Below are 19,542 nucleotides of genomic sequence, written 5' to 3'. Positions count from 1 at the left end.
ATTTCTACAACAGTTTTAGATACTGTTTTGGGGTGATTTTGCCAATGGTTTTACACTCTCGTGTCATATGCGCTTGGTCGGAAAAGCCCTGATTAACAGCAAGCGCAGCCAGCTCTATATCTGGCTGCTTTTTTAAGGCCATAAAAGTATTTTTTACTCTAATGGTTCGCTGCCATTGTTTGGGTGTCATACCGGTTAACGCTTTAAACTGGCGTTCTAGTTGCCGCTGGCTAAGCGCTAATTCATCAGACACCAAACCTATCTCTTGAGCATGTTCTACCAACTCAATAGCGTCTTTAAACAATTGTGGTGGGCAATGATGTATGCCGAGGTGCTGCTGTAACCACTTATACATTAATACTATCCGTGCGTTATGCCCGCTAGTTGTCACTAAGCTTTGATGTAGCAGCTGCAATTTTTTCAGCAATGAGGCGTCGATATCTTCAGCGTCACGTCTTACTAATTTGCCAAAGAACCCGACACTTACACCAGGATTAAAGCGAAAACCCGCTAGCTGGGTATCCGCTGACAAGGTGATGCTTCGCGCAGTGGTGTTCACTGGTAACACAATCACCCCAGAAGAATAAGACTTACCTTCAAGCCTTATTGGTGGGCCTAAGTTAAACAGCACCCCGCTACAGCCGTCGGCATGCAGCCAACGGGTAAGCGGTGCTCGCTGCTGCGCCTCAACGGAAGCAGACTACAGGCCTTGTATGGCTTGAGCTAGCTGTCCTTTTGGCTTAAATAAACTAAACAGAAACTGCTGCTCAAGCTGGTGAATAATTTGCTTAGCTGGGTTTATAACTGCCTACCTCGGGTTTAAAGGTGATTGCAATTCTATTCCAACTGTTGATGGCATTAATTGCAATGCTTAAATCTACCAATGCCTTTGCGCCAAAGGCGTCTAGCGCTTTTTGGTAAAGCTCATCGTCTAAGCCTGTACATGCCGTTAAGCGTTCGGCGCATTCTAAAGCCAGCCGTTCATTTACCGAGTAATACGGGGCTTCTCGCCATGCACTTAAGCCAATTAAACGCTGCCAACTTTCGCCTGCACTCTCGGCATCTTTACTATGCATATCAATACAGAATGCGCATTGGTTAATTTGCGATACCCGCAACTTAACCAGCTCTAATAGCTTCATGCCAAGCGCCTGCTGGTCTGCAAACTGGCTTTTTAGATACTCTTCTTGCTCGAATAAAATCTGCATAGCCTTTGGTGCTTCTGCAAAGTAATTAACTTTAGTCATGCTTAACCTCCCTTCAATAATGAAAATCCAGCTTAATTAAACCTTGCTTACAATTATTGAAGATTTTCGACATCACACATCTGTATTGCGTTTGCTATTAGGTAAACTTAAAGGTGCTAATTGGCTATATTTTAGTCTTCACCGCAAAATTGTCTCATTACCTATTAGCAGCGAGACAATCACCATAAAAACCTATAAAACAGCCTTACTATCTGCGTTTATTTGCACCTTAATGCTTAGCCAAACTGCTAGTGCACATATCGTAGAAATCGACATCTACAAAGATGGTATTGAATATGAGTGCCTACAAGATACCGATACAGGCAAAATCTTTAACTGCGAGCGTGATTAAGATGAACAGATATCAATTAGCCATTATTGGCCTGCTAATATCAACCAGCGCTTTTGCCAAGATTGAAAACTTAGCTGAGCATTGGCAAGTAGCTAGCAACAACAACGCCGCTGTATTAAGCCAAGATCAAGGTTACATCGCAGAGTTTAGTTTCGCTGATGGCGGCGTCATTATATCTAGCACCATTAATGGCAGTTGCACCAGCACCCAACAGCAACATCATGTGGCCGGTAAATTGGTTACTTTTGAGTTAAAGCAACATAACAAGCACTGTTCATTAATCCCTAAAAAGATTAAAGATAAAGCGATTGTTAACTCCTCGTTTAACCGCTTAAAAACAGTAAGCTTTAACAATGCTAGCTTTACCACTAAAGGCTTCCATGATGCGTTAATCCAAGCTGAAAAAATCCGCTTCACTGGAAAAATAGTTAAACAGAGCTAACTGCAAACCTGCTCGAGCAACTGCATTTTAACTACCTTAAATTCCGGTAAATAGGACTGCATGTTTTGCTCTGGGCTGGGTGGTAAAACGTAGCCCTGAACAACTACTGGGTTTCGGTACCCTTCGAGCTGGTATTGGCCTTGTACATCAGCACTAGACCACATCCAAAACAGTTCACCTTGGCAGCTTTCGAACAAAGAAGTTTCGAAGCCGTATATCCAGTAACCCTGCATCGTTTGATTAGGGTATTGCGCAGTGCGATTTGAGCAAAAAAATAGGCTTACCAAGAGAAACGTGGCCAAAAACACTCGAAATACAATAGTCACCCTACTTCTCTCCTTTTTCTCAACCTTACACCTATGCAGTGTCGCCGCTGCATAGTTTAAATCATTAACAAGCTTGTTGATAAGCCTTTAAAAACACTGGTTAAATATCAAACTGCCCATGCAAACCAACTGCATATTTTCAAATGAGTCAACAATGGCAGGCAGTATAAATATCGAACAACAAAATCATTTGGTCATTAGTGGATACACTGTTGATTTTATCGCTACCACTATCAATAAGATGCATTTAAATAATATGAAACAATGAGTTAAAAGAAAGACAAATCCGACCAGTATAGCGCACGACTTTTAGTTAAATCCTGCCATGAAACAACAGAAGTACAATTTTTGAACTGCCGCACAAATCACCAAAGCAAGTATTTATTCACCCTCTCGAAATAAATATTGATCAACCAATTGTGATCAACCTCTAGATTTTGGATAACCAGTAATGCTATTTATTTGCCTGCAAACCCAATTACTGGTCAACCTATTGGCGTTATTTAGGGAAACCAATTAACCACAAGGAGGACGGTATTTCTTAAATCGCTTAACCAAGGGAGTGGCAACAAGTGGTCAGTATCAAAAATAGCGCAATCATATTATTTAAGCTCAACAGCTTAAATACTTGGCTGCTATCAAGTACTACCAAGTAAACCACTTCATTCGTTTAAGCACAGAACAACTTATTAAGGGAACCAAAATTGGTATACCAAATTTTGAGCATATCGCGTTTAGATAATCGAGAAGTAACAAACGCAAATAAATAACTAGGATATAAACATAGGAAGTTTTATGACTATCAAGGCAAAGAAAATGGCTCCGCTCTGCTTTGCTGTCAGTTCAATACTGAGCATAGGTGTATGTTCAGCAGCAGCTGGCGAAGCAATACGAGTAGAGGCCGAAGATTTCGTGATGATTGGCGGAACCTTCGATGACGGCCAAATTGCAGCAGTAAGCACCTATACAGTAAATGGTGCGACTGCAATAAACTTTGTAAACAAAGGCGACTACCTAGACTATCAGGTGAATATCGCTGAAGCCGGTACCTACAACATCGAATACTTAATTGGCACCGATATAGCAAACGGTGCAGAAATTGAAGTATTAGTAAAAAGTGGTGCCGCTTGGGTTTCTCAAGGAAGAACGACAGTGCCAGCAGCTGGCTGGGACAATTTTCAATTACTCGCCCCTACTCATACGGTAGAGCTACCTAGTGGCCAGGTGGATATTCGAATTGCTGCCTCTGGCGCCAATGACTGGCAATGGAACTTAGACTACTTCACGCTGCAAAAAGTTGGCGATGAACCGGTAGATCCCGAACCGCCAGTGGTGTTGCCTCCAGCAGCACTGATTACCCAAGCCACCAGCTTTACTGGTAGTGGTGGTACCTTTGCCGATGGTCAACCTTCTCCTGTAAGTACTTATACCGCTAATGGTGTAAGTGCGATTAATTACATTAACAAGGGTGACTACGTAGATTACGACCTAAACATTGCTGAGTCAGGTGATTACAGCATTGAATACTTAATTGCTACGGCGCTTGATGCAGGTGTAGAAATTGAAGTATTGCTAAATACTGGTAACGGTTGGGCGTCTGTAGGTAAGTCTTCGGTAGCTGCAGGTGGCTGGGACAATTTCCAGTCTCTCAAACCAAGTTATTTATTGTCAATTCCTAGTGGTTCAGTGCAATTGCGCTTAAATGCTTCAGGGACCAATGACTGGCAGTGGAACCTAGCCAGCTTCGCCTTATTACGTGAAGGTGATTATACGGAGCCAACTGATCCTACAGACCCAACCGATCCAACGGACCCAACCGATCCAACGGACCCAACCGATCCAACGGACCCAACCGATCCTACGGACCCGACAGATCCACCTGTAGTGATACCACCAGGCAATGGCACAGACCCTGTTGAAGTAGAAGGCAGCTTCACCTTAGAAGCAGAAAACTACCAAGCAGTAGGTGGCGAAGTAGGTATTTATGATATCGATAACGGTAAGGCTGTTAATTACTTTAACTCTGGTGATTACTTAGAGTTTTACGTCAAACTTGAAACCGGTGGTTTATACGACGCCAGTTACCGAGTTGCCACAGGCACTTTAAGTGATACAGCGGTGGGCCTAATGCTTACTGATCACAATGGCCAATTAGCAGTTAAAAATGTAACAACCGTTAATAGTGTTGGCGGCGACTGGGACGTGTTCTACACCCAACCAGGCAATGGTAGATTCAACATATTTAGTGGCACTAACACTATCCGTATTTACGGCGCTGGTTCAGCTGACTTTCAGTTCAACATCGATAGTATTAGCTTTAGCCGTGTAGGCAATGTTGACCTAGCTATCGACGGTGACAATGACGGTGTTCCCGACGTAGATGACCTTTGTGCTAGCAGCCCTAGTGACGAAGTTGCAGATGCAAACGGTTGTACGCCATCACAAAAAGACAGCGACGAAGACGGCATCAATGATCGCATAGATCAATGCCCTAACACACCACCAGGCGCCTTTGTAGATGACATTGGCTGTACTAGCACTGGCGGTGACGACGATGATTTTGATGGAGTACCAAACACCATTGATCAATGTCCAAACACGCCATTTGGTCAAAATGTAACACCAACAGGTTGTCCCGTTGCAGGCAGTGATGCCGACGAAGATGGCGTAGCCGACAGTGTAGATATTTGCCCCAATACACCTATCGACGAGTTTGCTAACGCAGAAGGTTGCTCAAGTTCGCAACTAAGCAACGGCGAAACTGTATCAGTAAGTGTAAATGCCAATATCATGCATGAAGTGAACGGTGTATCTGACTTTGGCCGTAGCCGCCATATGACAATGCACAGTACCATCTTTGAGCAAGATTGGAATGGCCACAGCGACCGTTTGAACTACATCCTAAATACGCTAGACGTATACATGGGCCGTGACAACGGAACAGCAACTTGGCGCTTCAAAGAAACCGCTCAAGATCCAAATGTAGCTAATACGCCAGATATGGACTGGATGGTTAATCGCGGTAAAGTACTGCGCGAAGATTACGCTAACAACGAGTTCTACAAGCGTTTTTCGCCAGAAAAAACTGAGTTAATTGCTGGTACTAACCCGCATCCTACCTACCCTACCTTAAGCTGGTACGACAACGGTATGACATCTACCGGTTGGCAGCCAAAAACTATTGAGACCTCAGCAAAATGGATGGGTCATTACCTAGCCAACTACTACGCTAACTCTCAAAACGGAAATGTTGGTGAGCCAATGCCTAAGTTCTGGGAAGTCATTAACGAACCAGACATGTTGATGAAAACCGGTCAGTTCATGGTTACCAACCAAGAAGACATTTGGCGTTACCACTCTTTGGTTGCTCAAGAAATTAGACAAGCACTGGGTGACGAAGCACCGATGATTGGCGGTATGACCTGGGGTCAACACGACTTCTATCGTCGTGATGGTATCTCTCGTCACCAAGACGACTACCTATGTGCTTGGGTAGACGAAGAAGCCTGTGCAATGTTCACCGAAGCAATGCAAACCACAGTAGACGATACTCGCGAAAGCGATTGGTATCAGTGGGATGTTATGTGGCGTGGCTTTATGGAAGAAGCGGGCGCAGATATGGACTTCTACGCTGTACATATCTACGACTGGCCAAGTAAAGACCTAAATGGACAAGCGGGTACGGTTCGCCGTGGCGGCCATGTGCAAGCCATGTTAGACATGATGGAGTGGTCTGACGTTAACCTTGGTGGTTTAGAAAATCGTAAACCAATTGTTATGTCTGAGTACGGCGCTGTACAAGGTGCTTGGGACGAACTTCCTCACGAAGAACGTTACGACATCGAGAACTTAAAAGCCTTTAACGGCATGTTAATGCAGTTCTTACAACGTCCAGACTACGTAATTAAGTCTATGCCGTTTACGCCAGCTAAACCATTGTGGGGCTACAAGCCTGCGGGTTGTGGTTACGATGCAACAGTTAACTGTACTGCACCTTACCACTACTCAATGATGATGGAGTCTGAGCTAAACAATGGTGATTGGCAGTGGTCTTCTTACATTAAGTTCTTTGAACTTTGGGCAGACGTAGATGGAACACGTGTTGACGCTCACTCAAGCGATCCTGATGTTCAAGTTAATGCTTATGTAGACGGAAAAGAGTTGTTTGTAATCATCAACAACCTAGAAGATTACGACACGACCGTTAACCTAAACGTTGCAGGTTTAACTGGCCTAAATGTCAGCAATGTTGAACTACGTCAAATGTACTTTGACGGTGTAGAGCATACCAAGCTTGAACGCCGCCATAAGAAACAGCTTCCTTCTAGCCTAACCTTAGCAGCTGATGGAACCGCAGTTCTACGCTACACCTTAAGCAACAACGTTGCCGTTAACCAAAAAGTAACTGAACACAAATACTTTGGCGAAAGTGTTAGTGGCGGCTCGGTACCACATCGCATAAGCGTAAATGGTGGTGCTAAAACCGTTAAGGTTAACAACCTTGTTGTACCTAATGGCGCTGCTGAAGCAATGCTACGTTTAACTGTAGCCTTGTTCCCAGACCAAGATGATAAAGAAGGCGGATTGCTTACTATTAACTCACTAACGGTTAATGGTAACGACGTAACTACACCTATCGATTGGCGCGGCCCTGCTAAGTACTCTTCTGACCGTTACTTTGCAACGTTAGAAATTCCTGTACCGGTAGAGTACCTCTCTACCAACAACACCGTAAATGTTGACTTCAAACATAACGGTGAGCTAACGGTTGCCAGCATAGTGGTTTGGGACTTCTCCGCCCCGCCACAACGCTAATGCCTTAGCAAGTTCTTGGCCCTAGCACCAAGACCGTAAGCAAAAGCGCCACTTCCCCTGAGTGGCGCTTTTTTTAAATCGTTATTTACACAGCCAAAGTACTTATTTCTCTTTATTAGATTAGCGCTTACAATAAAAACATAAGGATATCTCATGAACGCTTTACGCCTAAACAGCTGCAATTCCGCACTCGTAAAACTGGGTTATACGAGTTTGCTGGCACTTAGCCTAAATATGCCATTAGCCCAGGCGTGGCAATGGGGTGACGCCACCGATAACGCCACCTACCAAAACTTAAAATCTCAGGCACAAACTGCCCGAAATCAGCTTATTCAATCCATTGCCCAAGCAGAGCAACAAGGCCACAACACCGACTATGCCAACGTGTCTAAGGCGGTAGTAGATCTGTTCTTAAAATACGCTGAGTTTGACCGACAAAATCCACAAATCATTCAAGCCAAAGTAGATGCCATATGGTGGAACGAATATATACCGAGTAACTACTCGCAAAATATTCCCTTTGAAGAACTAAAAGACAGCATTACCGTTGCAGAGCGTGCCGTACAAGAACTCCAAGCTCAAATGAATGGCAGTTTAGTATTGCAAGCTCCTACCGACTTTAGCAGCGGGCCCGTTAAGCTTAGTGGCGATAAATTTACCATTAACAACCAAGTTGTTTATCCCAGTAGCTTTAATTGGTTACCTAGCGAGAACAACTACATCGATGCTTTTGGCAGAATTGGCGGTGACTATTACCCAGTATCAGAACTTAAAGAAAGTGGCGGTTTACATAACTGGGCAGTAAACAGTGCTGTAGAAAGCTTACAGTCGCAAAATGCCAAATACATGGATCCTAAGGTATTTTTCCTTGGATACAATACGAGCGCTTGGCAGAAAGAAGCAGCACCAGAAGCTTTTGAAACCGGCCGCTATTTTGTTCCCTTTGATATCGACAACAGCAGTATTCGCAGTTGGTACCAACAACTCATGCAGCACTATATTCCTGCAACTAAGGGACATGCTGGTGAAGGCGAAAGAATCCACTTACTCGCTAACGAACCACATTTTGCAACACGCGAAGGCGGTTGGTATGCAGACAAGAGGGTATCAAATACCACTAAACAAAAATACCAAAACTGGTTACAACAGCAATACAACAGTATTAGCGATTTAAACCAAGCATACGGCACCCAGTATAGTAATTTTGCCCAAGCTAAAGATGGCCTAACTATTCCTATTGCCAAATCGTTACAAGGTGGACCCATTTGGTACGACTGGTGCAAATTCAACATGGCACGTGTCACCGAATGGTTTAGCTTTTTAAAACGCAACGTTCAACAACACGATCCACAAGCCAAAGTAACCATTAAATTGTTGGGTTGGATTATGAGCTCTGAGTGGCGAGATCACGGCATCGACATTGAAGCATTGGCTAAGTTACAAGATGTAATGGGATCTGACTTTAGTATGGGCCCTCGCGATTTAGTCAACTTTAGAAATAAAGAGTTTGAATTTAGAGAGCGTTACAGCATCGAATGGGTAGAACAGTCGAGAGGCTTAGATTTCTACCGTAGCATTGCGCCTAACAAGCCCTTTTACGACTCCGAATGGCATGGTTTATCTGCCGAATGGCAACACTTTGATATGGACCCAAACTACGTGCGCGCAGGCCTGTGGTTAGGGCACACCCACGGCATGAAAATGAACACAGCTTGGGTGTGGGGACGTAAAGAAAACGGAGATCCTAGCACTGTAAACTCGATTTTTGTTTCAGAGCCTACTACGCAACCTCTAGTAATGGATGCTTACGGCCGTACCATGAAAGAACTAAATGCCCACGCCGAAAGCTTCAGCCATTTAGTCGATTACGATACCACCTTCCGCATTTTTTATTCCGAAGATTCTGCCATTCAAGATAGCAGCTACATTGATAAACTTACTAAAGTCTATGAAGCGCTAAAAATGCTGAATGTAGACGTCGGCTTTATTACTGCTTCTGAGCTAAATACTTTAAGCAGCGATAAGGTGGTAGTTGTCCCGCCTACTCCCTACCTAAGCTATTGGGCCTACAAAGCATTGCAGGATCATGCAGCAAAGAAAATATTGGTAAATCGTCAAGACTCCTTTGTTAAAAACCAACATGGTAACCCACGCAATCAGCTCCAAATGCCTTCTTACGCCGACATAACTTTAGGCGGTGTATTTGATATGGCCGACGAGTTGGCAAGCAATGTAAAATCCTTAGCCACACCACGTAAGGTAGACTTTCAAATTACAGATATGCAAAACCAAGCGGCTTATGGTGTGTTTGTTAGGCAGTTTACCGACGACAGTGGCGATACCACCCTATCCATCATTAATGTTAGTAAAGACAAACGTAAACTCAGTTTAGATTTGTCCCACCAAGTAAAAGACCTAATCACCGGCAACATGCATGCTCAACAATTTGAGCTTGAGCCCTACGACGTATATCTAGTAAAAACCAGTCAGCAAGCTAACACCGAAAACAGCCTAAGTGGCATTACCGTGCCTTCTACAATAGATGCCGGACAGCAAATCTCGGTTGCAGTTAATTACTCCGCTACCAACACCCAAGACTTACAACTACATTTAGTGAGTCGCACTACTTGGACAACCGTTGCCAAGCAGCAAAAAGTGGTTCATTCCGCCACCAATCAAGACACCTGGTTTGGGTTTGAAGTACCAGGCGAGCTGCCCAGCGGCGATTACGAGTTTAGAGCGATGCTAATTCCAGAAGGTGAAACATGGCGTGAAGCTCACGACATTATTAACCATCGCATCGTGGTAAATGCCAAGCAAAACGGCAATGCGGTTCCGGCAAGTTGGACCAACCTCGAACTCGCCCACAGCGGTCGCTGTTTCGATCTTGCCAATGGCAACACTGCAAATGGCGCGACCTATCACCAATGGGATTGTAATACTGGCAACCTAAATCAACGCTTTAAATTTATTCCAGCGGATGATGGTTGGTACCTAATTCAGTCGCAACGCAGCGAAAAGTGTGTTGATTTAAACAATGGCTCCAAGGCCGATGGAGCAACTGTTCACCAATGGTCGTGCATGCCCAACAATCAGAATCAACATTGGAAGATTAACCCCAAAGACAATGGTAATTTTGAGTTAATCGCAAGGAAAAGTGATAAATGCCTAGACGCAGAAGGTAAATCAACCGCTAATGGAACTCGTCTATTACAGTGGGCTTGTTACAACGGCGACAATCAACAGTTCACTTTCAAGTAGGTGCTAAAAATATAAAGCTCGCATAAGCTGCGAGCTTTATACGTTTGCATAAGTCTAATCAACTTTATGGTAGGCAGAGATAATCGTCGTGCTTGCTACAGAGCTAACAAAATACTGATCTTTAACTAGCTGATAATTTGGGTCGGCAAAAAAACTGTCCTTGTTTTCTTCGCTACTAAAGTTAATGGTAAAAACGCGATTAATATTACTTTGTTCAAGCGAATCTTGTTGCTCGGTCTTGAGCACCTCCGACACTTTAAAGTCATAAACAAAGTGGCCCTGATAATCAGCCAATATTGGCTTCATTGCTGCTCGATACTCTGCGTACTTAGCATCATCTATGACTTGCAAACCCACTAATATTTCGTAAGACATACACCTCTCCAAGGCTTCGCTGAAACCAACAATGTAATCTATTAATCTGTTATCTACTCTACACCCAGCTTTTAGCAATCGCCAAGCTTAAGCGCCAACAAAACTTTGCTATTTCGTAAGCCACAAATATGTAATACAAATTCGCTAGTTTGATGTAAAATCTAGTTTTATCTTAGTAGTACTCAAGATGCCTCGCTTATCACCCTTTACATTGCTCACGCTGTTAGGCGTGTTTTTAGTGGCCCTTAATTTAAGAGCACCGTTTACCAGCTTAGCCCCAGTGCTAGAGCAAATTATGGAAAGCCTTTCACTGTCTGCTGCTCAGGCGGGGTTTGTGACTGCGCTTCCGTTAATATCCTTGGCGGTTTTTTCATCTTTAGCGCCTAAATTAGCGCAAAACCTTGGCTTAGAAAAAGCCTTGGTAATTTCGCTATTTTGCGTGGCACTTGGTGTCACGGTTCGTTCAATGGGTTTAGTTTCGCCCTTATATTTGGGCACTGTAGTAATGGGCGCAGGCATCGCTTTTGGTAATGTACTACTGCCAGCGGTAGTTAAAAAGTTCTTCCCAGAGCGCATTTCTGAGGTTTCATCGCTGTACATTTTTGTAATGGGTGTGGGTTCAACCTTGGCAGCAAGTGTGATGGTGCCCTTATCGCAACAAGCGCCAGAACAGCTATTTGGTTGGCAATTCGCGTTAGCCTTTAACCTTATCTTTCCCTTAGCCGCCCTATTATTCTGGCTACCAAAGCTTACAACTAAATCGAGACAGCAGCACCAAGCAGAGCAACATAGCGAGTCTGTGTCCATCACTTCACTGCTGCCTTTACCGGTAGCTTGGTTTGTTACCTTAGCGCTTGGCATCAACTCTTTTACCTTTTACGCCTTTGCTGGATGGCTGCCTAAAATACTGAACGATGTTGGCTACAGCGAATTAGATGCTGGTTATATATATGGATTTTTGCAGTTTTCTACCATGGTGCCAGGCCTGGTGTTGATGCCCATTTTGGCCAAGCTAAGAAACCATACTTTGCTTATAACACTGTGTGCATCTAGCGTAGTATTTAGTTTGCTGGGGATGATATTAGCACCCGGTTTAGCCATATTATGGGTAGGATTATTCGGCCTAAGCAACTGCGCTACGTTTATTGTAGCGCTAAGTTTTATTGGCCATAAAACAACAAATACTCAACAAGCAGCCGCACTGTCGGGCATGTCGCAAAGCTTTGGTTATGCTTTAGCGGCCACCGGCCCTTCGCTTATAGGTTTTATCCATACCTCAACAGGGACTTGGAGCTTACCACTCTTAATCATTGCTCTGTTTGGCGTGGCTTGTACTGTATTCTGTGCGCTAGCGGCAAAAGGTAAGCGACTACGGGTAAATAACCATAACTAGTCGACGCTAAGTTTTCCCGATATATTCAATTCATGGACTTTCCAAGTATTGGAATACTGGCACTTTATCGTTACAAACTTTAGAAACAGCAGTTGATAATCTGGTCTCACCAAACATTCTTAACCCCCTTGGTGCGAACTATGAAAAAATCTATATTAACTGTTGTTACACTCGCGTTGCTCTCAACGCATGCTTTAGCCGACATGAAAGCTGGCGATAAGTTAGATTATTACCAGCCTCAACGTGCAGCCCATCAAAACGGCGCAGAGCTTATCGACTTAAGCGGCCAAAGCGCAGAAGCCTTAGCACAAACACTTGCTAAGTTTGACCGCCTAACGCCGGACGCCGAAGTACTCAAGCTAGCTAAAAATGCAGTAGCAAACAACCAAGCAATAGCCCCTAAATATGCCGCGATGATGGAACGCCAAGCAGAAATTCGAGGAGTAGAAGTACACGAGCTATATGCCGCAGCATTGCAAATGGACTGGTCAGTAAACAAGTCGATTATGCAGGCCAACACTAAGCAAACACTTTCTGACGCAGCCACTAAAATGCGCGGTTGCACAACACTTGCCTTTGCAGATACCGGCATTGTTGCGCAAAACAATGACCTAGGGATCGACCACTTACTTAACTACCCTACCCGTGTGATCAAGACCGACGATACTATCTTTATACCCACCGACGGGAGTCATTTTCAAGGAATGGGTAAACACGTTGGCGTGGTGCTAAATATTATGGGCGAGCCTAGCGGCACCACTGCAGATATAAACACCAAAAATATTGTAACCATAGATGCTGTGTTTGCAGCGATTACTTCATCAACCAGTGTTGAAGATGCCTTTAACAAACTTAAGCATTACACCACACCAGTAGCCATGAACTTTACCGTCGCCGATGATTCTGGCGACCATGGTGCTATAGAAATGTCGGTAGATGCTACTGTTCTAGTACGTGGAGACGGTGGCATTGGCCACGCTAACCACAATGCAAAAATGAAACAAACAATGCTTGAAACCATGAGCATGACAGAGGCAAACCAAACCTTTGTCGATAGCTTTGCTCGCGAACAAGCAGCGCAAAACTTCGTAGACTTTAGTAAAGAAAAAACTGTGCAAGGGATGAAATACATCCTTAAGCAAAAACCAATCAACATTACCCTTTACGACAAAGATTTTGTCACTGTTGAATCAATGATTTTTGATACTAAGCAAGGTTGTGCTTACGTGTCGGGCGATAACCCGCTATTTAGCAAATACACTAAAGTGTGTTTTTAACCCGGCCTAAACAAAAAAAACCAGCGGCTAAAGTCGCTGGTTTTTATTTCGTTAAGTGCATAATGCTAATCGAGCACAAAATGGGTTGCGCATATCTTATTACCATCGGGGTCACGCAAATACGCCATATAAAGTTTTCGTGGCGCTTTACCTCTTATGCCCGGTGGCTCTTCGATTGCAGTTCCACCATTAGCAAGCCCCACTGCGTGCCAGGTATCCACCATCTTTGGGTTACTAGCTAAAAACCCCACTGTCATCCCATTACCATTAGTGGCGTCTTCGCCATTAATTGGCTTAGTTAAGCCCAACACTCCCGATGCAGTGGCATACATACAGCGACCTTTAGCATCCATCACACCTTCGTTATACCCAAGCACTTGCATAATCTGGTCATAAAATGCTTTTGAACGTGCTAAATCGTTAGTACCAATCATTACGTGGCTAAACATACTTTGCCCTTTAGTTTATAAAACAAACTGCAATCAGCTTAAAATTCCAAGCAACCAAGATATAGAATGATCTTGCTGTTGACTCTCTATTATTCGCAAACCGCTACTCGATCACTCACTAAAACTACCTAACTTGCACAAACAACTAATCTTCTTCAACCGCTTTAAACTTAACAATTATTTCTGCCACCAGCTCTTCTGGAAACAAAGACTTCGACAAATATTGTCGACCGCCTGTTTTAGCCACCAAAATAATGCCAAGCTCTGTTTCAACTACCGTTTCTACATTGTCCCAAGCTAGGCTGGTTTTGGTGTAAGGGTTTTGTGTCTCTATGCCTTCATTGTTAATGCTAAGTTTTATCTCACTATTAGCGCTGCGTCCCCACATTTGTCGGGTTAGCCACCACGCTCGTTTAAAGCGAGTATGAATTAACTCTAGTACCGCTAAACCAATTAGCATGCTACCCGCTACTTTGGGTTGTTCGGTAAACATCAACAGCGCTAAACCTACTAATAGCAGCAAGGCAGGAAACCACTTCTTTATAGCGGACTTTTTTTCAAAGGGCGATGTTTGATCAAAACATTCGGCGAGGTATTGGCGTGACAGCGTAAACTGCGTTTTAAAAGCTTGCATAACAACACTTAATAATTGGGAGGAGGAATAACACCAAGGCTACTATTGGCCTATCGGGTGTTGGCTTATCAAAATAGCCTGGCTAAAAATTAACTTGAGCATTTTACTTAAGTTAACTGTAAAGCTGTAGCAAAAGCTTAGTTTTCTAGTGCTGCGAATAGCGCTTGTACATCGCTGACAGCAACCGGCCTTACTACTCGTGCCACTTCCTTACCCGATTCAAGCAGTATAAGTGTTGGCCAAAGCTTAACCTGAAATGATCGCCCTAAGCGCTTACCTTTGCCGTCAAACACCTTAATGTGTGGTAAATCTTTAGAAGATAACACCGACTCAACCGCACTGGCAGCAGCTTTACAATGGCCACACCAAGGCGCACCAAACTCTAATACTGCATATCCACTTAATGCTGCTAAATCCTCGCTGCTAGGCGCTTCTTCTTGGTACTCTGGGTTAAAACCCTTCTTACTTGCTTTCATCGTTGTTCCTCCAAATCGCCTAAGCTTACTCACTGGTTAAAGCTCACATAGCCACGTAAAAATCTACATTACATCAACACTAAAGCATAAATAAATAAGCCGCGCTCATTACACAGCACATAGAAAGGCAAACCTTTGCATATCTTTACATTAGTTTACCTAAACAGAAACCTAAACAACGTAAAATAGCTATTCATTTTTAAGCTCGATGGACTCCCATGTACTTACGTTATGTTTTACCGCCAGTTCTCATTATTTGCATGATCGCTCTAATAGTGATCAATCAGCAGTCTACAAATGGCAACCCAGCGCGTAGCCTTGCCCCCACTTTGGTAACAACAGAGCAAGTGCAACAACATAGCCTAGCTCAAAACCTGAGCTTAATTGGCACCTTGGATGCCGAACAGTCGGTGGCTATTGCTGCAGAAGTCAGCGGCAAGATTAATCAAATCAATGTGCGCTCTAATCAACGAGTTCAAGCTGGCGACGTATTAGTTAAGCTAAACGACTTAAAAGCCAGTGCAGCCTTGGCAGAAGCAAGAGCCTACTTGGCCGACGAGCAACGCAAACTGTATGAATTTGAACAACTGTTAAAACGTAAGGCGGTTTCGCAAACCAGTTTTGATGCGCAACTGGCCAGCGTAACGATTGCCAAAGCAAGATTACAGTCAGCGCAATCTGAGTTTGATGATCACACCCTTACCGCGCCTTTTACTGGGGTTACTGGTTTAATCAACATCAGTAACGGTGAACTGATTAACGCAAATCAATCGCTACTCAGCTTAGACAACTTATCAAGCCTACAACTCGACCTAAATGTGCCCGACCAATATTTGTCTCTATTATCCAAAGGCATGCCTATACAAGCCACAACCCCGGCTTGGCCGCAGCAGATCTTTGAAGGCACCATCGACGCCATAGACCCGCGAGTAGACAGCAATACCCTTAACCTCACTGTGCGAGTTAACTTCGACAACACCAATAAGCAATTAAAACCGGGCATGATGATGCGCGCTAAGCTCACCTTGCCAGCAGCCACTCAAGCAATGATCCCTGTGCAGGCTATTGAATACTCTGGCACCAAACGGTTTGTATATGTGGTTGGAGAAAACAATATTGCTCATCGCACCGAAGTTCAGCTAGGTGCGCGTATTAATAACTACGTACTAATCGACCAAGGTTTAGCATTAAATGACAACATTGTAGTACAAGGCCTAGTGAATATTCGCGACGGCGCTCGGATTAAACAAGTAGACACCAAAGTCGCTAAGTCGAAACAACTCGCCGATGAAAAAGCCACTCAGGAGCCAATTTAATGCTGCTGTCTGACATTTCGGTAAAACGCCCTGTTGTTGCCATTGTATTAAGCTTGTTGCTGTGTGTTTTTGGTATTGCTTCGTTTAGCCAATTGGCTGTGCGAGAAATGCCAGATGTAGAAAACCCAGTTGTTACCATAAGCACCCGTTACGAAGGCGTGTCTGCCACCATTATCGACAGCCAAATAACCTCGGTAATTGAGGACCAATTATCGGGCATTAGTGGTATTGATCAAATTGATTCCGTGTCTCGAAATGGTATGTCGCGGGTAACCGTAACCTTTTTACTGGGTTGGCCCTTAACCGAGGGTGTGAGCGATGTGCGTGACGCCGTTGAGCGAGCGAAGCGTAGTTTGCCAGATGATATTACTGATCCGGTAGTGTCTAAAGACAACGGAAGCGGCGAAGCTTCTATCTATATCAACCTAAACTCTAATAAGATGGATCGCACCGAGCTAACCGACTACGCAGAGCGCGTATTGGTAGATCGTTTTAACCTTATTAGCGGAGTAAGCTCGGTAGAACTTACCGGTGCATTATACAAAGTAATGTATGTAAAACTCGACCCCACCTTAATGGCCGGTCGACAAGTTACTCCTAGCGACATTGTTACTGCATTAAAAAGCGAAAACCTCGAGCTACCCGGCGGTGAAATAAGAAACGATACCACGGTGATGTCGGTACGCACCGAGCGACTCTATGCCGAGCCAGAAGATTTTGACTACCTGCGAATTAGAACCAGTGAAGACGGCACTCACGTTTATCTAAAAGATGTGGCTAGCGTATTTGTTGGTGCCGAGAACGAAAACTCCACCTTTAAAAGTGATGGCATCTTAAACCTAAGCCTAGGCATTGTTACGCAATTAGATGCTAACCCACTTAATGTAGCCACCATGGTTGCAAACGAGGTTGAGCGTTTACAACGTTTCGTACCCGAAGGCACCGAGCTAAAAGTAGATTACGATGCCACGGTGTTCATCGACCAAGCCATCGACGAGGTCTACCAAACCTTAATGATCACCGGTGGCTTAGTTGTGTTAGTGCTATATATTTTCCTAGGCCAAGCGCGAGTAACGATTATTCCTGCGATTACCGTACCGGTATCGCTAATTGCCACCTTTATCGCCGCACAAAGCTTTGGCTTTTCCATCAACCTAATTACCTTAATGGCGCTTATTCTTGCCATTGGCTTAGTAGTGGATGATGCCATTGTGGTAGTAGAAAATATTTACCACCACATCGAACAAGGCACCCCGCCCTTGCTAGCAGCCTATCGCGGTACCCGTGAAGTTGGTTTTGCCGTTATTGCTACCACTCTGGTTTTGGTTATGGTGTTTTTGCCCATTGCCTACATGGACGGCATGGTAGGTAAAATGTTTACCGAGTTTTCGGTATTGCTATCGGTAGCCGTTATTTTCTCTTCGTTTATTGCACTAACTCTTACCCCGGTGCTCAGCAGTAAACTGTTGCGTCACAATGCTAAACCTAGCCGTATAAGCAAAATGATGGATGCAGCGTTCGCAAAATTGATCCCTGCTTATCAAACTCTGCTAAACAAAATTATCGCGACTCGCACTGCGGGGCCTACCTCCATTGTACTGTGTGTGCTTGGCAGTGTTGCGTTTATGCAAGCTATCCCCTCACAACTTGCGCCGGTTGAAGACAGAGGCGTGGTATTCATCATGATCAAGGGTGCCGAAGGTACTAGCTACGACCGTATGACCACCAACATGGACCAAGTAGAGCAGCAAATTATGCCCTTGGTTGGCAATGGCGTGATTAAGTCATTTAACATGCAAACCCCAGCATTTGGTGGCCGCGCCGGCGACAACACCGCCTTTATTATTGTTCAACTAGAAGACTGGGCAGAACGCGAACAAAATGCCGGTGATGTGGTTAACCTGCTGCGTAAAACACTGTCTAACATCGCTGACATTTCTATTCGACCCATGCAGCCAGGCTTTAGAGGAAAATCAAACGACCCTATTCAATTTGTATTGGCGGGTTCAAGCTTTGAAGAGCTAAACCATTGGGGCCAAGTAGTTATGCAAGCCGCCGAAGCACACCCTGCGATTAGTACGGTAGATATTAACTACTCTGAAAAAACCCCAGAGCTTATTGTAAAAATTGACCGCCAACGCGCCGCCGAGTTAGGCGTAAGTGTTAGCGACATTTCCGACACATTAGAGGTAATGTTAGGAGGCCGCAGCGAAACTACCTTTGTAGACAGAGGCGAAGAATACGACGTTTACCTGCGTGGAGGCGAAGAAGGCTTTAACAGCGCCAGCGATTTAAGCAAAATTTACCTACGTGCAGCAAACGGTAGCTTGGTAACCCTAGATAGCGTAACCCAACTAGAAGAAATAGCCTCTGCCAGCCGACTAAGCCGCTTAGACAAACAGCGAGCGGTGACTGTTTCGGGTACGCTTAATCAAGGCCACACCCTAGGCGAAGCACTAGACTACCTAGAACAGGTTGCCATTGAGCAACTGCCTAGCGACATATCTATTGCCTACAGCGGAGAATCTAAAGACTACAAAGAAAATCAAAGTAGTACCTTTATTATTTTCTGCTTAGCCATATTAGTTGCCTATTTAGTGCTTGCCGCCCAATTTGAAAGCTTCATCAACCCAATGGTGGTAATGCTTACCGTACCGATGGGAATATTTGGTGGCCTAGCTGGCATGTATTTCATGGGCGAAAGCCTCAATATTTACAGCCAAATTGCCATGATCATGCTCATTGGCATGGTTACCAAAAATGGCATTCTCATTGTTGAGTACGCCAACCAACTTCGTGACCGAGGCATTGAGTTTAACCAAGCAATTGTGCAAGCCGCATCAAGGCGCTTACGCCCAATTACCATGACAGCCTTTACCACGGTAGCTGGTGCAATCCCCTTAATTGTCTCTACTGGAGCGGGAGCAGAAAGCCGAATATCAGTAGGTACAGTGGTATTGTTCGGAATGGCCTTTGCTTCGATTGTAAGCTTACTGGTGATACCAGCAATGTATCAGCTATTAGCACGCTCAACTCATTCACCCGGCCATGTTGGCGAGCAACTTAATCAGCAAATCGCTGCCGACAAACAAGCCACTAAGGTTTAAGCCCTAAAACCTAGAACCTAGAGCCTAAAAGGCCAAAGCAAACCTTGCTTTGGCCTTTTAGTCACCACGCTT

Annotated in this window: 15 protein-coding genes; 8 read left to right on the top strand and 7 right to left on the bottom strand. The window is 44.4% G+C overall.

Going from position 1 to position 19,542, the window contains the following annotated elements; all coding sequences use genetic code 11:
- Positions 1-4 precede the first annotated feature (4 nt).
- Complete coding sequence (locus tag LQZ07_RS12300; protein WP_152782685.1) at positions 5-631, bottom strand: helix-turn-helix domain-containing protein; 627 nt, start codon at positions 629-631, stop codon at positions 5-7.
- A gap of 157 nt (positions 632-788) precedes the next feature.
- Positions 789-1,247 carry a carboxymuconolactone decarboxylase family protein gene (locus LQZ07_RS12295; RefSeq protein WP_152782682.1) on the bottom strand — a complete coding sequence of 153 codons (459 nt, stop codon included), beginning with the start codon at positions 1,245-1,247 and terminating at the stop codon, positions 789-791.
- Between the two features lie 43 nt (positions 1,248-1,290).
- On the opposite strand from LQZ07_RS12295, the gene LQZ07_RS12290 reads away from it, so the two are divergent.
- Both LQZ07_RS12290 and LQZ07_RS12285 read left to right on the top strand, forming a co-directional pair.
- Entirely contained in the window at positions 1,291-1,599 is a 309-nt protein-coding gene (locus tag LQZ07_RS12290; RefSeq protein WP_152782680.1) for a hypothetical protein, read from the top strand.
- 1 nt (position 1,600) lies between these two features.
- A complete protein-coding gene (locus LQZ07_RS12285; RefSeq protein ID WP_152782677.1) occupies positions 1,601-2,041 on the top strand; it encodes a hypothetical protein in 441 nt (146 codons plus the stop codon).
- Here LQZ07_RS12285 and LQZ07_RS12280 read toward each other — a convergent pair.
- On the bottom strand, positions 2,038-2,367 hold the full coding sequence (locus tag LQZ07_RS12280; protein WP_152782674.1) for a hypothetical protein: 330 nt from the start codon (positions 2,365-2,367) through the stop codon (positions 2,038-2,040). The two genes, LQZ07_RS12285 and LQZ07_RS12280, sit on opposite strands and share 4 nt — an antisense overlap.
- 795 nt (positions 2,368-3,162) lie before the next feature.
- Between LQZ07_RS12280 and LQZ07_RS12275 the strand changes: the two genes are divergently transcribed.
- Both LQZ07_RS12275 and LQZ07_RS12270 read left to right on the top strand, forming a co-directional pair.
- Entirely contained in the window at positions 3,163-7,182 is a 4,020-nt protein-coding gene (locus LQZ07_RS12275) for a carbohydrate-binding protein (protein WP_152782671.1), read from the top strand.
- A gap of 153 nt (positions 7,183-7,335) precedes the next feature.
- Positions 7,336-10,443: an RICIN domain-containing protein gene (locus LQZ07_RS12270; protein ID WP_152782668.1), complete on the top strand. Its 3,108-nt coding sequence runs from the start codon at positions 7,336-7,338 to the stop codon at positions 10,441-10,443.
- 54 nt (positions 10,444-10,497) lie between these two features.
- Here LQZ07_RS12270 and LQZ07_RS12265 read toward each other — a convergent pair whose 3' ends face one another.
- A complete protein-coding gene (locus LQZ07_RS12265; protein ID WP_152782666.1) occupies positions 10,498-10,818 on the bottom strand; it encodes a DUF1330 domain-containing protein in 321 nt (106 codons plus the stop codon).
- Between the two features lie 187 nt (positions 10,819-11,005).
- Here LQZ07_RS12265 and LQZ07_RS12260 point away from each other — a divergent pair, with 187 nt between their 5' ends.
- Entirely contained in the window at positions 11,006-12,211 is a 1,206-nt protein-coding gene (locus tag LQZ07_RS12260; RefSeq protein WP_152782664.1) for an MFS transporter, read from the top strand.
- A gap of 140 nt (positions 12,212-12,351) precedes the next feature.
- A complete protein-coding gene (locus LQZ07_RS12255; RefSeq protein ID WP_152782661.1) occupies positions 12,352-13,488 on the top strand; it encodes a C45 family autoproteolytic acyltransferase/hydolase in 1,137 nt (378 codons plus the stop codon).
- A 65-nt stretch (positions 13,489-13,553) separates the two neighbouring features.
- Here LQZ07_RS12255 and LQZ07_RS12250 read toward each other — a convergent pair whose 3' ends face one another.
- The 3 genes from LQZ07_RS12250 to LQZ07_RS12240 form a co-directional block, all read right to left on the bottom strand.
- Positions 13,554-13,937, bottom strand: a complete 384-nt coding sequence (locus LQZ07_RS12250; protein WP_152782658.1) for a VOC family protein — start codon at positions 13,935-13,937, stop codon at positions 13,554-13,556.
- 145 nt (positions 13,938-14,082) lie between these two features.
- Positions 14,083-14,571, bottom strand: coding sequence for a YcxB family protein (locus LQZ07_RS12245; RefSeq protein ID WP_152782655.1), 489 nt, complete (start codon positions 14,569-14,571; stop codon positions 14,083-14,085).
- A gap of 137 nt (positions 14,572-14,708) precedes the next feature.
- Positions 14,709-15,047, bottom strand: a complete 339-nt coding sequence (locus LQZ07_RS12240; protein ID WP_152782651.1) for a thioredoxin family protein — start codon at positions 15,045-15,047, stop codon at positions 14,709-14,711.
- A 218-nt stretch (positions 15,048-15,265) separates the two neighbouring features.
- Here LQZ07_RS12240 and LQZ07_RS12235 point away from each other — a divergent pair, with 218 nt between their 5' ends.
- Together LQZ07_RS12235 and LQZ07_RS12230 are read left to right on the top strand one after the other, a co-directional pair.
- The gene (locus LQZ07_RS12235; protein WP_152782648.1) at positions 15,266-16,363 is read left to right on the top strand and encodes an efflux RND transporter periplasmic adaptor subunit; all 1,098 of its coding nucleotides are present in this window, start codon (positions 15,266-15,268) and stop codon (positions 16,361-16,363) included.
- Positions 16,363-19,470, top strand: a complete 3,108-nt coding sequence (locus tag LQZ07_RS12230; RefSeq protein WP_152782645.1) for an efflux RND transporter permease subunit — start codon at positions 16,363-16,365, stop codon at positions 19,468-19,470. The genes LQZ07_RS12235 and LQZ07_RS12230 overlap by 1 nt, the downstream gene beginning before the upstream one ends.
- Positions 19,471-19,542 lie beyond the last annotated feature (72 nt).

Source organism: Agarivorans sp. B2Z047, from assembly GCF_023373605.1.
Lineage (GTDB): Bacteria > Pseudomonadota > Gammaproteobacteria > Enterobacterales > Celerinatantimonadaceae > Agarivorans > Agarivorans albus.
This window is presented reverse-complemented; position numbering and strand designations above follow the sequence as displayed.

Coding starts and splice junctions, on each gene's coding strand:
- LQZ07_RS12295 (WP_152782682.1), bottom strand. CDS start 1,247: ATGACTAAAGTTAATTACTTTGCAGAAGCACCAAAGGCTATGCAGATT.
- LQZ07_RS12285 (WP_152782677.1), top strand. CDS start 1,601: ATGAACAGATATCAATTAGCCATTATTGGCCTGCTAATATCAACCAGC.
- LQZ07_RS12275 (WP_152782671.1), top strand. CDS start 3,163: ATGACTATCAAGGCAAAGAAAATGGCTCCGCTCTGCTTTGCTGTCAGT.
- LQZ07_RS12270 (WP_152782668.1), top strand. CDS start 7,336: ATGAACGCTTTACGCCTAAACAGCTGCAATTCCGCACTCGTAAAACTG.
- LQZ07_RS12265 (WP_152782666.1), bottom strand. CDS start 10,818: ATGTCTTACGAAATATTAGTGGGTTTGCAAGTCATAGATGATGCTAAG.
- LQZ07_RS12260 (WP_152782664.1), top strand. CDS start 11,006: ATGCCTCGCTTATCACCCTTTACATTGCTCACGCTGTTAGGCGTGTTT.
- LQZ07_RS12255 (WP_152782661.1), top strand. CDS start 12,352: ATGAAAAAATCTATATTAACTGTTGTTACACTCGCGTTGCTCTCAACG.
- LQZ07_RS12250 (WP_152782658.1), bottom strand. CDS start 13,937: ATGTTTAGCCACGTAATGATTGGTACTAACGATTTAGCACGTTCAAAA.
- LQZ07_RS12245 (WP_152782655.1), bottom strand. CDS start 14,571: ATGCAAGCTTTTAAAACGCAGTTTACGCTGTCACGCCAATACCTCGCC.
- LQZ07_RS12240 (WP_152782651.1), bottom strand. CDS start 15,047: ATGAAAGCAAGTAAGAAGGGTTTTAACCCAGAGTACCAAGAAGAAGCG.
- LQZ07_RS12235 (WP_152782648.1), top strand. CDS start 15,266: ATGTACTTACGTTATGTTTTACCGCCAGTTCTCATTATTTGCATGATC.
- LQZ07_RS12230 (WP_152782645.1), top strand. CDS start 16,363: ATGCTGCTGTCTGACATTTCGGTAAAACGCCCTGTTGTTGCCATTGTA.